Source organism: Bacillus sp. J14TS2 (genome assembly GCF_018333015.1).
Classification (GTDB): Bacteria; Bacillota; Bacilli; order Bacillales; family Bacillaceae_C; genus Lederbergia.
The window spans coordinates 257,459-270,806 of sequence record NZ_BORE01000007.1 but is presented as its reverse complement, the minus strand read 5'-3'; the positions used below and the strand labels follow the sequence as shown (position 1 = coordinate 270,806).

The 13,348-nt window shown below is 36.5% G+C and carries 13 protein-coding genes; 5 read left to right on the top strand and 8 right to left on the bottom strand.

Annotation, left to right across the window (positions count from 1 at the left end; translation table 11 throughout):
- Window positions 1–66 precede the first annotated feature (66 nt).
- The 3 genes from KI375_RS12980 to KI375_RS12970 all read left to right on the top strand — a co-directional run bounded on the left by KI375_RS12980 (window position 67) and on the right by KI375_RS12970 (window position 3,401).
- A complete protein-coding gene (locus tag KI375_RS12980) occupies window positions 67–1,218 on the top strand; it encodes an FAD-dependent oxidoreductase (RefSeq protein WP_212973912.1) in 1,152 nt (383 codons plus the stop codon).
- Window positions 1,219–1,359: 141 nt separating this feature from the next.
- On the top strand, window positions 1,360–1,653 hold the full coding sequence (locus KI375_RS27405; RefSeq protein ID WP_244852606.1) for an MATE family efflux transporter: 294 nt from the start codon (window positions 1,360–1,362) through the stop codon (window positions 1,651–1,653).
- A gap of 527 nt (window positions 1,654–2,180) precedes the next feature.
- On the top strand, window positions 2,181–3,401 hold the full coding sequence (locus KI375_RS12970) for an AI-2E family transporter (protein WP_212973911.1): 1,221 nt from the start codon (window positions 2,181–2,183) through the stop codon (window positions 3,399–3,401).
- Between the two features lie 120 nt (window positions 3,402–3,521).
- On the opposite strand, the gene KI375_RS12965 is transcribed toward KI375_RS12970, so the two are convergent.
- The 3 genes from KI375_RS12965 to KI375_RS12955 all read right to left on the bottom strand — a co-directional run bounded on the left by KI375_RS12965 (window position 3,522) and on the right by KI375_RS12955 (window position 6,513).
- Window positions 3,522–4,103 carry a TetR/AcrR family transcriptional regulator gene (locus tag KI375_RS12965; RefSeq protein WP_212973910.1) on the bottom strand — a complete coding sequence of 194 codons (582 nt, stop codon included), beginning with the start codon at window positions 4,101–4,103 and terminating at the stop codon, window positions 3,522–3,524.
- Between the two features lie 85 nt (window positions 4,104–4,188).
- On the bottom strand, window positions 4,189–5,382 hold the full coding sequence (locus KI375_RS12960) for an MFS transporter (RefSeq protein ID WP_212973909.1): 1,194 nt from the start codon (window positions 5,380–5,382) through the stop codon (window positions 4,189–4,191).
- A gap of 480 nt (window positions 5,383–5,862) precedes the next feature.
- Window positions 5,863–6,513 carry an adenine nucleotide alpha hydrolase family protein gene (locus KI375_RS12955; protein ID WP_212973908.1) on the bottom strand — a complete coding sequence of 217 codons (651 nt, stop codon included), beginning with the start codon at window positions 6,511–6,513 and terminating at the stop codon, window positions 5,863–5,865.
- Window positions 6,514–6,771: 258 nt separating this feature from the next.
- Here KI375_RS12955 and KI375_RS12950 point away from each other — a divergent pair, with 258 nt between their 5' ends.
- Window positions 6,772–6,954: a hypothetical protein gene (locus tag KI375_RS12950; RefSeq protein ID WP_212973907.1), complete on the top strand. Its 183-nt coding sequence runs from the start codon at window positions 6,772–6,774 to the stop codon at window positions 6,952–6,954.
- 58 nt (window positions 6,955–7,012) lie between these two features.
- On the opposite strand, the gene KI375_RS12945 is transcribed toward KI375_RS12950, so the two are convergent.
- Window positions 7,013–7,498, bottom strand: coding sequence for a DedA family protein (locus tag KI375_RS12945; protein ID WP_212973906.1), 486 nt, complete (start codon window positions 7,496–7,498; stop codon window positions 7,013–7,015).
- A complete protein-coding gene (pssA, locus tag KI375_RS12940; RefSeq protein ID WP_212973905.1) occupies window positions 7,485–8,018 on the bottom strand; it encodes a CDP-diacylglycerol--serine O-phosphatidyltransferase in 534 nt (177 codons plus the stop codon). Before pssA ends, KI375_RS12945 begins: the two co-directional genes overlap by 14 nt.
- Window positions 8,019–8,307: 289 nt before the next feature.
- On the opposite strand from pssA, the gene KI375_RS12935 reads away from it, so the two are divergent.
- Window positions 8,308–9,123, top strand: coding sequence for a MerR family transcriptional regulator (locus KI375_RS12935; RefSeq protein ID WP_212973904.1), 816 nt, complete (start codon window positions 8,308–8,310; stop codon window positions 9,121–9,123).
- Window positions 9,124–9,473: 350 nt separating this feature from the next.
- Here KI375_RS12935 and KI375_RS12930 read toward each other — a convergent pair whose 3' ends face one another.
- From KI375_RS12930 to KI375_RS12920, 3 genes are read right to left on the bottom strand one after another with little or no spacing between them, the layout of a single operon-like run.
- On the bottom strand, window positions 9,474–11,840 hold the full coding sequence (locus KI375_RS12930) for a carbohydrate-binding domain-containing protein (protein WP_212973903.1): 2,367 nt from the start codon (window positions 11,838–11,840) through the stop codon (window positions 9,474–9,476).
- Window positions 11,841–11,856: 16 nt separating this feature from the next.
- On the bottom strand, window positions 11,857–12,540 hold the full coding sequence (locus KI375_RS12925) for a DUF4956 domain-containing protein (RefSeq protein WP_212973902.1): 684 nt from the start codon (window positions 12,538–12,540) through the stop codon (window positions 11,857–11,859).
- 47 nt (window positions 12,541–12,587) lie between these two features.
- Window positions 12,588–13,289 carry a polyphosphate polymerase domain-containing protein gene (locus KI375_RS12920; protein ID WP_212973901.1) on the bottom strand — a complete coding sequence of 234 codons (702 nt, stop codon included), beginning with the start codon at window positions 13,287–13,289 and terminating at the stop codon, window positions 12,588–12,590.
- Window positions 13,290–13,348: the final 59 nt, after the last annotated feature.

Genomic DNA, 13,348 nt, shown 5'->3' with positions numbered 1-13,348 from the left:
ATTATTATTTTTTTAATTGACCAATTGTCCGAATAATATTGTTTTTTTATGAAGGGAGCGATTCGTTTGAAAAATAAAGTCATTATCATTGGTGGAGGCATTGCAGGTTTAGCAATGCCATTGTTTTTGAAGAAGGCAAATATTGAAAGTGTCGTGTATGAACAAGCTAAAGCGTATGGTAAAGTCGGCGGACATTTTGTTATCCATCCAAGTGGGGTACAAATGCTTGAAATGTTAGGACTAGCTGAAGAAATCAAGAAGAATAGCCATCCATTAGCTGATTTTGCAGTACTTGATAAGGACAACAACCCTTTATTTGAAGAAATAGAATTAGAAGATGAACTTGAATTAGAAAAAATGCCATATTTGATTAATATTGCCCGTTTCAATCTAATCGATGTGCTATATAAAGAGGCGATAAAACAAGGGCTTAACATTCAGTTCGGGAAACGTTTAAAAGGATATACACAGGAAGAAGAAGGTGTAATTGTAACGTTTGAAGACGGCACTGAAGATTTTGGTTCTATTTTAATTGGAGCGGATGGTGTTCGTTCGAAAACGCGTGAGCTTTTACTCCCGTTCCCAGCAAATCCATTAAAATACTTAGGAAAAACAGGTGTGTTCGGTATGATTGAAACGGAAAAATTAGGGAAGCTTAAGGAATACTTCATAACCGATATATCCCTTATGTATTTCCATGATAACTTTATTTTCTTCGTGTCGAAGCATCACCCAATAGAAAAAGAGATTTCATGGTCGCTTATTTCAACAGAGCCACGGAAAATTGCGAAAAAGAATTTTGAAGGAAAACCATTAGAGGAATTAAAAGCAGATTTAGCCGCACGTTTTGAAGGCTGGACAATGCCGATTCAGCATTTAATAGAAGCGACAGACCATATTATCGCAAACCAGCTTTACCGCATCGACTTAATGAAGCATTACTCACATGGTCGTGTTGTATTAATAGGTGATGCCTTGCATACAGCGGATCCGAACGCAGGTATGGGAACAACTTTAGCGCTTGAAGATGCGATGTATTTAGCAAAAATGCTACGTGATTACGATTATGAGGATGCCTTTTATTACTTTGAGCATGACCGCAAGCCCCGTGCAGAGCAAGTGTTCCACAGTACAAATTTAATAAACAACTTAAAGTTTGATAACGTAGAGGATTATGCATTTTTTAATGATGTGGTAGAGACTAGCTGGGATAAGTAAAATGAAACAAACCGTTGCTGTGCTCATGTTGTTCCACTTAGCTTCATGCCAGCTGAAGACAAATATAACCGGGAATATTAGAGTATATAGCCTTTAACCGTGATTTCACTTTAAAGGCTCCTATTTTTTGAAGGATAATTAATGGAAACTTTGCAACAAGATCTCATGAATAAACCGGTAAAAAAGATATTCTTTCATTTCCTTTTCCCTGCCGTTTTTGGCATGTTACTTATGTCAGTTCACATGCTACTCTATGGTATTTTTGTCGGACATGGCGTTGGTGAAATTGGCTTAGCAGGGGGGAATCTAGCATCACCTATTTTTACAGCTATTTTAGCAATAAGTTTATGGATTGGCATTGGTGGAGCTACATACTTTTCAACTGCTGTTGGTGAAGGAGCGATTGAAAAGGCACTAAGTAGTTTAATTATATAAGTACCCTTTTAATAATTATTTGACTGATTGTCCGATTAATGTTATCATATTTTATGAAAGGAAATTAGTACGTTTATATGGGTCACCCACTTCCACTATTATTGAGATAGCAGTATAAGGCATTCGTTTGTTTTTTGTTGGTAATTTATTTATCGGTATTAGTTTTGTCTAAATGATATCTCCAATCCACCAGGAAAGTGTGCTCCGCCACTGCGATTATTCTTTGCCGAAGTTTCGGATTATTTAAGGTTTTTATTTGTATTACCGAGAATATTAGGTGTCAAAGGTATCTAGCTTTCGATGCCGATTGCCGAGTTAACAATGCTAATCGTTTTAATTATCGGGAAGCGTGTACGAAAGTAGCTGGAGGTTAATCAAAACGATTACTAACGTCGAAATGATCTTCAAACATACTTTCTTATCTTGTAATAGCAGCGTGGCTAATCGGCATGTTGCTATTTATTTCGCTTATAGCGGTAATGGTTGGCTTGAAATAAAGATTCTATAATATTTGTTGGGGTGGTTTTGTGGAGCAGGATAGTCAAAAAGAGCAATTGCCGCAAGAAAAGACACATTTTTTCTCTACGAGGTTCATCCGATTTCTTGGGGGTAAAAATTTATTATTCTTATTAATTATCACGTTGTTAGTCGGGTGCGTCATTTTTGTCTTTGATAAAATATCGTTTATTTTCCAACCGATTCAGGTACTGTTCCAAGTAGTTATTTTACCTGGAGTACTAGGAGTCATTCTTTTTTATTTGCTACGTCCCTTCCTGAGAATTTTAATGCGTTGGAAAGTGCCGAGAATATGGGCAATTATAATCATTTTCATTGGTCTTATTGGCTTGCTAACAATACTAGTATTGTTAGTGTTCCCATTCCTCCGTGATCAGTTTGCTAATTTACTGCATGAATTTCCGATTTATTTTATGTCGCTCATTGATGATGTTACTACTTTTATAAATAATTCGAGGATCAATGAATATTTGGCGAATGCCAATATAGACTATAATCTGGTGCTACAAAATCTGACAGACAATCTGACAACTATGGTTAAGGATACGGCGACCGCACTGGCAAGCAATGTTGCTACAGGGTTGACAGATTTTGTTACAACATTGACAGATATCTTGCTATCACTTGTCATCGTTCCATTCATTCTGTTCTACTTATTATGGGAAGGCAAAAAGATGCCGTACTTTATTCTTCGTCTATTCCCGCCGCGTATGCGTAAATTCGTGGACGATGTAATGGTAGATATGGATAACCAAATCAGCTCATATATCCAAGGGCAGGTTTTGGTATCGATCTGTATCGGTGTCATGGTAACAATCGGCTTTTTCATTATTAAGCTGCCTTATGCACTGCTGTTGGGCGGGCTTGCTATGATTACAAGTGTCGTTCCGTATTTAGGACCTGTTATTGCTATTACACCTGCATTGATTATAGCTATCGTCACAGATCCATTAATGGTCGTTTATGTCGGCATTGTGTGGACAATTGTACAATTGATTGAAGGGAAGTTTATTTCACCACAGATTATGGGTAAATCTTTGCATATCCATCCCATTACGATTATATTTGTTCTGCTTACAGCTGGCTCCTTGTTTGGAGTGGTCGGAGTAATTCTTGGTATTCCTTCCTATGCACTATTGAAAGTGCTTATCCAACATTTTTATCAATTATTCAAACAACGTTATAATAAGTTCCAGATAAGTCCAGCAAATCAATACGAAGATATTCACTAATCGGTAGCCAAGGCTGCCGATTTTCTATATAGGTCAAAAATTGAGGTTATAACGCTGTAAACAAAAAGAGATAGCCCCTGACTAATACAGGGGCTATCTCATAGTTAGAACGAGGATTTACTATTTTAAACCGGTTAAAAATAAATCCACCGAATGTCTAAAGGCGTTTTCTAATTGCTCTTCATTTCCTAATAAGTATTTTGTGATAGTTAAGTTTGTAAACACTGTATAGATGACTAAGACGTATTCTTCTACGTTTCTTATATTGAACTCACCATTCTCTACGCCTTCGTGAAGAATTGTTGAGAAAAATCGAATTTCTTGCTTTAGTGTATCCTCGGCTTTTAATTTGTATTCCTCTGCCCCGACTGTTGCGATGTATTCAGGGACCGTTCTTTCTAAACCATAGTCCACATCTTTCGCATAATAAGCGGCTAAAGCATACAGCTTAGCTGTGGCGCTTTGTAAATGCTTCATCTCCTGTTCTACTTCCAGTAACCACTGCTTAACAAAAAGCTCTAGTACATATAAGTACAGCTCTTCCTTGCTAGAAAAGTGCGTATAAATATTTCCTTTACTAATTCCGATAAACTTTCGGATATCTTCAATAGACGTAGCGGTATAACCTTTTTTAGAAAATAATTGAACCGCTCCGTCTACAATTTTTTGTTTTGTAATTTCACCTTGTCCAGCCGGTCTCATATTAAACACACTTTCGTTTTATTCTAAACAAATAGCATAGTATTTAATGAACAAACAGTCAAGTAACGAATAAGCAAAGTACTGTCTATTTTGCTTTTGCTGTTTTTGGTTTTGCCTTCCTTTTTGCCGCAAAATAAGCAAAGCAAATTAATAAAATGAAGCCAGCCGCTATATAAGGAAGTATAAGTCCCATATCAAATAATACACCTGCTAATGCAGCGCCTATTATTGTACCGATACTGTTGTAAGAAGAGTTTAATCCAGCTACGTAACCTTGGTCATTATCACCGGCTTGCTTTGATAAATACGTACTTGCAGCGGGTCTAAGGATGTCACAAGCACTAAAAATAATAACTGTGACAATCATGATGCCCCAATAGCTGTCCGTTAATATAAGGGCGGGAATCGATAAAGCAGTCACAAGTAAACTATATAAAATAACTTTATATTCTCCAAGTTTACCAACAAGCAAATCCATTAGTCCTAACTGAACAACGACGCCAGCAATTCCTCCAACAGTTATAATAACTGCGATTTGTGACGCACTGTATCCGTAGCCATCGTCTAAATATAAACCAAATACCGTTTCGAAATTTGATAGTGCGAAGCCTAAAGCTAATAAAACAATCAATGTTGCTACATACGGTGCTTTGATTGATTGGATCAATCCCTTGAAAATACCCACTTCATTTTCAGTATTCACTTGCTCCGCTTTCCCTTTAATTTCAGGTAGTACAAACAATGTCAGAATGGCGGCTGTACCTGCACCAGCTGCAGCTGCATAAAACGGTACCCTTGTGCCGAACTCAGCTAAAAATCCACCAATACCTGGTCCAACAATAAAGCCTGTAGAAAGAGCCGCAGCTACATAGCTCATCCCTCTTGCACGTTCACGCTCCGTCGTTAGGTCTGCCGCATACGCCATAACTGCAGGGGAAACGAAAGCAATTCCGATACCGCCTAATAAACGAGAAATATATAGCCAAGTGACATTGGATGCCACAGCAAATATTAATTCTGAAATTGCTAAAATGAGCATACCAATCACAATAATTTTTTTCCTGCCACCGCGATCTGATAATTTTCCTGCGTAAGGTGAGATTAAAAATTGTGTAACGGCAAATGCCGCAGTTAATAGCCCAGCTGTCGTGCCGTCAAGCCCTAACATATTAATATACTCTGGCATAACCGGAACAACAAGTCCAAACGCAGCCATAGCTAAAAACAGATTAAGCATTAAAAATATCATTGCCCCACGATTTCTTAATAAAAGATCCATAAAGCCTCCTGAAGTTGTGTAAGACATTACCTGCTTAGAATAGATAGAAATGAAGTTTTTCCTATTTAGTGACCGTAAGTCCCTTTAATTTTAGTTAAGTGAGCGAATGGTCAATTAATATACAACATATTATAAGGCCACTGAAAAACCATTGATTATGAGCAGTTACCGTTGATTGTAGCGGAAGGCGGCGACTCCTGGGGGATTAGCGTGACAGGTGAGATCCCGCAGGAGCGTTAATGTACAAAGACTTAATACGCGCCGTCCTGGCGCAACGTCTTCGTGATCAACTTCCTGTTGACCTGAGGAAGCTCACCGCACGCCCCCCGGAAAGCGTCCGTCTAGAGCGGAAATCGACCGTTCCATAGAATTCCCTTTATTATCAGGACTTTTTCAGCAGCCTCCATATTATTTGTGAAATAATCGTTCCTTTCGTAAATGGATGGAACAAGTATACAATTAAACTTTTAATAGAGGGGATTAAGCTTTATCCGAACGGAGATCATCAATCATATAAGTTCGAACACTTTCACCTTGTACTTGGATAAAAACCCCTGACTCATGTGATTGCGCATTTTTCTCTTTAAAGAAAAATCCTGTGATGGCATTTTCGCTCTGTTCATCTAAGTAATAACCTGACTCATCTTTATATAAATAACTAATCTCCCCTTTTTCATATTTCCAATCTTCTATTGGAAAATGGTATCTTTTCGACACTAAATGTAAGTCGATTTCTGGGAAGTTTTTCACGAAATAATTGACAACGGATCCGTACATTATTTTAAAAAGCCATGATTCCTCAAAACCACGAATGACAACTTGTGAGATTTGAAACTCCTCTTGAAATGTCTTGACCTTTTGTTTGAATTTACACTCGGAACTTATCGAACCGACGATTAAATCGATTGCCCCATAATGAAGGCTTAGTAGCGTAGCTTCTGCAATATTGAATGCAGTTTGTTCGGATAATGTCGCTTCTTCTTGTTCTTCTAACCCATAGTAAACAACAAAACGGCAACCCATCGCTTTTGCTAGTTGAGCTCCACGAACAATTGTACTCGGATTGTATAATTCCGACTCTAACAAAATAAGCAAGTGTTCATTTTTTATGTTTATCGGTTTTGTATTCATCCATTTCACCTATGTTTCTATAAATATTTCTACTTGAATTGTTGTGATTGCGAGGAAAAAATCAATCCCGATTATTATTAGTTGAAATCGAGATGGGTTTTAAGGATCTGTTCATAGCTTTTGAGGTAGAAATGATTAATCGGAATTGCTCTTCCGTCATTTCTGCATTAAGAGCATATTCAGCAAACTTTCCCTTTTGTCTATATGGCAAGCTAATTTCAACATATACTTCGTTACAACAACAAAGGTGGGTTCACAATGACAGCAAATAATCATAAATTTATCTTTTATACAATCGAAATATCAAAAGTGAAATCAATCTTTGCTTTTTATTATAATTTTAAAGCAAGTGAAGTAATATCATTAGTTGGTTCGAATGTTGGAACTGAAGTAGTAAAAAGATTTCGAGACTACAGAATCCATAAACATCGGTTATCTTAACCTATCTCTTTATTTATAATCGAAATCTTTATCCGCATGTTTTCCACTAGCCATTTTTCTATCCGATTACCCTAATAAATCTTCCGATTGTAATAAAAATAAAACTCCATAAAAATGCACCGATTCCTGCATATAAAATATACGTCTTTAATCTCATGTGTGAAACACCACAAAAATAGCATGTAACATGACGAACACCAGGTATAAAATAGCTCAGTATTATTGAGTAAGAGCCATATTTACCTATCCATTTTTCCACTTTCATAATCCGTTTTTCCTTTAAACCAATCCATTTCCCGAACCTATCAATTAATGGACGCCCTGCTTTTTTACCAATAAAATAACTAATGAACATCCCTAATAGGGAACCCGCAAAACAGGTGATAATAGAGAATGAATAGTCAAGCGTTCCTATATGTGTAAAATATCCTATTAATAGCATCAGCAATTCATCCGGTATTGGTAACCCTATTATCCCTAGCGTAAGCATAAGAAAAGCAGCAATATAGCCATACTGCAAAATTAAATCATTAACTAGCTCCATTCTTTATCTCCCTTTTATCTCCATTATTTTTAAAATGGGGAAACTTAACTCCGCTCACCATAAGATAAGCTAATAAACACGTTCCCAACGCTAAAATAACAGGATCAAATACAAAAGTCATAGCCAGTAAACAAAATGCTGCAAGTGGGGCTGGCATACCAATAAACGTTGACAACCGACTTTGTTCCACATTGAATCGAGCAAGACGAATTAAGCCACAGATGCTAAAAGAAAGCGTAGCTAATAAGCCAATTAGTGATAGTTGATATAAAGAGACAGAATAGACAAGCAATGAAGGAGCTACACAAAATGTTACAATGTCTGAAAGGGAATCTAACTCCTTCCCGAAATCTGAAACAGCATGAAACTTCCTCGCAACTGTTCCGTCCAATAAATCAAATAACATGCCTAAAATGATAAATAAAATAGCTGCATCTATATCAGAAAATAACACAGCAAAAATCGACAAGACTCCACATGTAAAATTGCTTATCGTGATAAGGTTAGGTAATAAATACAATATTTAGCAACTCCTTTTTCCTGCTAAATTTCTTCAATAAAAAATGTCTGACTTTGTAGAATCAAAGCAACTAGTAACAACTAACTTGTAGGCTAAAAAACATATCGCTCTTTCTCAAAAATATAAATGAAAGGTTTCTCTTTACGATTTTTCATGAAAGATTTCATTAGTAACCTTAATTTTATTCTTCATCATCCTTTACAAATTTAGGCCTATAAATGTTTTTTTCTTCACTGAATGTTATTATAAAGTATGGAGTAACTCCATAGTAAAGAGGGGAATAAATAAAATGAATAAAAACTTACAAGAAATATTCTCCACAGGAGAATTTGCGAATTTATTTGGCATAAAAAAGGATACGTTATTATACTACGACAAAATTGACTTATTTAAGCCGGCGGGAACACACTCAAATGGTTACCGATATTACTCTTTAAAACAATTTGATAGTTTTAATGCAATACAGTCGCTTCGTTCAGTCAACTTTTCAATAAAGGATTTAAAAAAATATTTTGAAGAACCTTCTCCAACCAAATTAAATGAACTTGCAACAAGTCAAGTTGAAAAGATAGAAACGGAAATCAAAAACCTACAGGATATACAATTTTTTCTTTCTAGGCTGAAGGATATTACAAATGAGATAGGAACAGTAAAAAAGGGAGAGATAATATTAAAAGAGTTGCCCGAGGAATCAGTTATATTTAGTTCAGCGAAAAATGTTGATTGGAATGCGCCCTTGGATGAGTTATCGGATATATTAGGGGACTTTTTAAATGAAATTGGCATAAAAGGAGTAGCCTCAAATGGCTCGGTCATTAATAAGAACAATTTTTTAAATAAAAAGTATAACAAAGCAGATTGTTTATTTTGTCACATGGAAGGACCAAACGCAATCAAAAGACCTGCTGGCATGTATGCAATTGTTTATTATCAAGGAACGTATGAAAAACTTGAATCGATTTATTCATTTTTATTAAAAGAGTTAAAAACACGTCAGCTTGCTGTAGACGGAGATGTTTTTGAAGAATATTTACTCCATTCATTGATTTCCAAAAAAGAAGAAGAATATATTACCAAAGTTAGTGTGAAAGTAAAAAAACTATAAATAAATTATAAATAATTATGCTGTGTCATTGCATGACCTTTTGACGGACCTTGTTTAGTTAGGGGCTACTGTAGACTGTATCATGGGAAGGTGATGACAAAAGCTATTTCTGGTTAATACTATATGAAGGTGATGATGAATATACGATCAATTTTAAGGTGTCAGCCCCGGAATCCTTGCTAAAGGAATAGAATAGTCATCCCTTTATATCGCAATCGTGAAAAGGTCTTGGGAAAGCCTGGATACAAAGGCGGATTGAGAAAATTACACGTTAGGATATTGAAATGAACAATAGACAACCAGCCAAACCGAAGATTTGGCTGGTTGTTCATGACTTTTACTCTAAGGCTTTATTCTTTATTTTTGGATGTTGGTTCACTATTTTGATCTTTTCCAAATGGTTCCTTGCCTTCCCCACCATTGCCGCGGTCAAATGGGTTTCCACCCATCATCCCGTTTGAATTTCCTTCTGTCACACCATCCTCGTTCAAGTAAGTCATGATAGTGGAGATTGGAAATTCAACTGATAATGTGCCCTCCTCATAATTTGCATCTTGGTACAGGCCATTCTCAGCTTCTCCTGTTAAGGCTCCACCTGAGTGGAAGGAATAAGTTTGATTTGTTTGTATATCAGGTGTACTGATCAGAATGGATTGGAATGGTTTCTCTGGGGCGATGGCCATCACTTCTGCACCTTGTTCGCCCATTACATATACAGCAGTATTTGCTTCTTGGAATTCGGCGTAGTTCATCATGATTGCTGGTTGACCTGATTCTTCAGAGATACCTTGGGCCATTCCACTACTGCCCGAAGCAATTAAAGTGCCACCTTCTAAAATAAAAGAATCCTCGTAATCAAGTGGACCATTTCCATTATCTGTCGGGCCATAAACAATGACGGTGCCGTCTGTCATTTTTATAGAAGCATTGGAATCAAGTCCATCCCCATTAGCATTGACGAGTAAGTAGCCACCATTTATTAATAATAAACCTTCATCAGTTGAGTCTTCTTCTGTTTTATTTGCTGCATCACTTTCTGGCTTTGAGTTTTGATTATTATTTTCGGTGGTGGCTGTTGTATTTTCATTTTTCTCTGATGCCGTTGGATCATTTGTTCCTGGGGGAGTCATATTTCCAAACCCGCCTGGCAAACCAAATTCATTACTTTCGACATTTATGTTTACCCCATCATCCTCGGCAACAACATGGTAGGTGCCATCATTAATTGTTATATTAATCCCTTCTATCCCTTCATAGCTTTTATCTATTGAGACATTGCCACCATTTAATAAGACATCTTGATCTCCGTGAATTCCGTCATCACCCGTAGAAATGTTGATGGTTCCACCGGAAATTGTTACGTTTTGATTACTGTGGAGTGCATCATCCAAAGAATCAATCTTTAATTGCCCTCCACTAATATAAAGATCGGTCCCGGCTTTTATTCCCTTTGTGCTAATGCTATCATCTTTAGCCGTTTCAGTCTGATCATTCTCTGGTGTTTTCTCTTGAGTAGCTGGTGAATCACCAGTTGCTCCGGATTGCGGTCGTTGATCAGTTGGAGAGTTAGGTGGTTGAAATGTATTTTCATTTGAACTATTAGGCGGTGCATCCATTTGCATGCCGGGTCCGCGTATAGTATCGCTTTCTTGAATTTGTTCCAGCACATCTGGATAATCTTGTAATATCGTTTGGATTTCCTCCATGTTTTCGGCATTTTTTAGTTTTTCCTTCAGTTCATCTGAAACATCAATCCCTGCTAAAAAGCGGTCCACCATGGATTCCATATCTTGTGGATCAAAATTTCCAGGTCCTTTGCCTCCCATATCATCTTCACTAGTTTCAATTGTTTCTGGACTGCCGCCACCAGTAGTAATCGTATATTCACCATTAGCAACCGCTACTACTTTTTCAGCTTGGATTCCATCGCCATCAGCTTTAATGGTAAGTTTGTTATTTTCAAGCGCAATATTTCCTTTTGCTTCATCTTCAGCATTGGAGGCCTTCAATCCATCGCCACCAGCGGTTAATGTCATCGTGCTATCTTTTATAGCTAATAAATCTTTTCCGACAATGCCATCATCTACAGCAGTAACATTGAATGTGCCACCAGTGACTTTTAAATCATCATTACTCTTTATGCCATCGTTAAAATTCCCTTTGATCGTCAATGTACCTGAACCATTAATAGTTAGATCATCCTTACTATAAATTGTTGCAGAGGGCTCGTCTGTAGAATCATTCTCATATACATATTCGCTGGCATCAGAAAGAGAGTTCTCTGTGTCTTTTTCTAAAGAAATAATTGTCTTATCGGCTTGTTTTATAAAGATTGGTGCACTTGTTGAAGAGTTAATTGTAGCACCGTTCAAAATTAACCGAACATTACCTGAGTCCTCTGCATTGACGATGATTTGTCCATCATCCAGAGTACCCTTTATCACATAAGTTCCGCTTGTACGGATTAAAATTTGCTTATCTTCCACAATTACGCCATCTTCACCATCAACTGTTGCCGTTGCACCTTCTAAATTAATATAGGTAAATTGCTCATCTTCCCAACTTGTATAATCGTCACTATCTTTATAGGAAACTAGCTGACTAATGATATCCTCTTGATTTTCAGTGGCTGAATTTGGATTCGCATTACAGCCACTGACTAGCAAGAGGCTGCTAATCAGTAAAGGAAAGAGGAGCTTTGTTTTTTTCTTTGCCATATTTAATCATCCTTTATTAAGCGGTAAAGTTGCCATCATAGCTTAACATTACTGCAGAATATATACCGTTCAGTTCGGAAATCGCGGATACGATATTTGACTGGTTGTCTTTGACGCGAATCTCGTAAGTTACTTCTGTTTCATAGCCTTGCATGACTGATTTGGATTTTAATGAAGCTTTCAATGTATTATCTTTCACAATGGATTCAATTTCTTCACTAGTCATTTCTTTGCCATATTTCACAACTAATAGATATGGATTCTCTATTTTGATTTTGTTGGCGAATAAGATGATGACCCCGCCAATCACAAGAGAACCTAAGACTGCTAGTAAAATGAAGCCAGCTCCACATAAAATCCCAACAATTAATGTCCAAAATAAATATACTAGGTCCATTGGATCTTTAATAGGTGTACGGAAACGAACGATTGACAAGGCTCCAACCATACCAAGTGACAAAAGAACATTTTGACTAATCCCCATAATGACGAGTGACGTTGCCAACGCCATGATAATCAAGGATATATTAAAAGAATGAGAATAAATTACTCCATTAAAGGTTTTCTTATAAACAATATAAATAAATAAACCAAGTAATAATGCAAGTCCGAGACTAAGTATCGAATCGGTTAATGAAAAAGAAGTTGTCTTTTCTAAAAAACTTGATTTAAAAATATCTGAAAAGTTTGTTGTATCCATCTATCATTCTCCTAATCTATATTTTGTTTTCCTATCATTTCCATTTCTTACCCATACATTCGACTTAATTGGTATTTTGAATAAGCCTCCTGCCTTGTATCTGACAATTGAAGTAGCAATTTGATCACTTCAGGAATATATTCATCATATTTTACTTCCAAAATAACGAGGTTATCTTCCAACACATCAACCATGGGCAAGTGCTTATTGAACATATCCGTATTTTGTAAACTGGATTGTACCTTCATATCAAAAGTAACTCGGACATTGCCATACGGATATAATAATGCTTCCCGTTCATAGTCCACAGTGGTTTTTGGTTTAACTAGGTTGTAGGCCATTTCAAAGTGTAAATCCCGAATCAGCTGCCTTTCGTCATGTTCCATCCATTGAATATTCCCAACTCGTATTTTTTCATATTCTTCCCGAGTGATATTGATCTTTGCTTTGAAGGTTAAGTTATTTCGTTTACTTTTCCTTTCTAAATTGATCGTATGATCACTCATTCCATAAATACGGACACGATATTTATCACGATTTAAAAAGCCTTCTTTTTTCTCATTCAAGCTTTTGTTATCAAAATTATCAAAGTAAGTGGATCGAATATGGTATTTTCCATTTGTTCCAGCATTTGGGTCACACTGCATAAGATGTAGTAATTTATTGCGTAAGACATAATATTCTGCCTTGGAAATAGCATGTTTCAACTCTTTACGTCCTTGCGGATTAAATGAAGTTTGAATCGGCATTATTTTGAACCTCCTGAAAATTTTCTAATGATTAGTTTTGATTAATGCCAAGTATATAG

What these genes read in the sequence shown, in the direction of transcription:
- KI375_RS12960 (WP_212973909.1), bottom strand. Translation starts at nt 5,382, where the DNA reads ATGGATCTTTTATTAAGAAATCGTGGGGCAATGATATTTTTAATGCTT.
- KI375_RS12935 (WP_212973904.1), top strand. Translation starts at nt 8,308, where the DNA reads ATGAATAAAAACTTACAAGAAATATTCTCCACAGGAGAATTTGCGAAT.
- KI375_RS12945 (WP_212973906.1), bottom strand. Translation starts at nt 7,498, where the DNA reads ATGGAGCTAGTTAATGATTTAATTTTGCAGTATGGCTATATTGCTGCT.
- KI375_RS12965 (WP_212973910.1), bottom strand. Translation starts at nt 4,103, where the DNA reads ATGAGACCGGCTGGACAAGGTGAAATTACAAAACAAAAAATTGTAGAC.
- KI375_RS12955 (WP_212973908.1), bottom strand. Translation starts at nt 6,513, where the DNA reads ATGAATACAAAACCGATAAACATAAAAAATGAACACTTGCTTATTTTG.
- KI375_RS12930 (WP_212973903.1), bottom strand. Translation starts at nt 11,840, where the DNA reads ATGGCAAAGAAAAAAACAAAGCTCCTCTTTCCTTTACTGATTAGCAGC.
- KI375_RS12925 (WP_212973902.1), bottom strand. Translation starts at nt 12,540, where the DNA reads ATGGATACAACAAACTTTTCAGATATTTTTAAATCAAGTTTTTTAGAA.
- KI375_RS12920 (WP_212973901.1), bottom strand. Translation starts at nt 13,289, where the DNA reads ATGCCGATTCAAACTTCATTTAATCCGCAAGGACGTAAAGAGTTGAAA.
- KI375_RS27405 (WP_244852606.1), top strand. Translation starts at nt 1,360, where the DNA reads ATGGAAACTTTGCAACAAGATCTCATGAATAAACCGGTAAAAAAGATA.
- KI375_RS12950 (WP_212973907.1), top strand. Translation starts at nt 6,772, where the DNA reads ATGACAGCAAATAATCATAAATTTATCTTTTATACAATCGAAATATCA.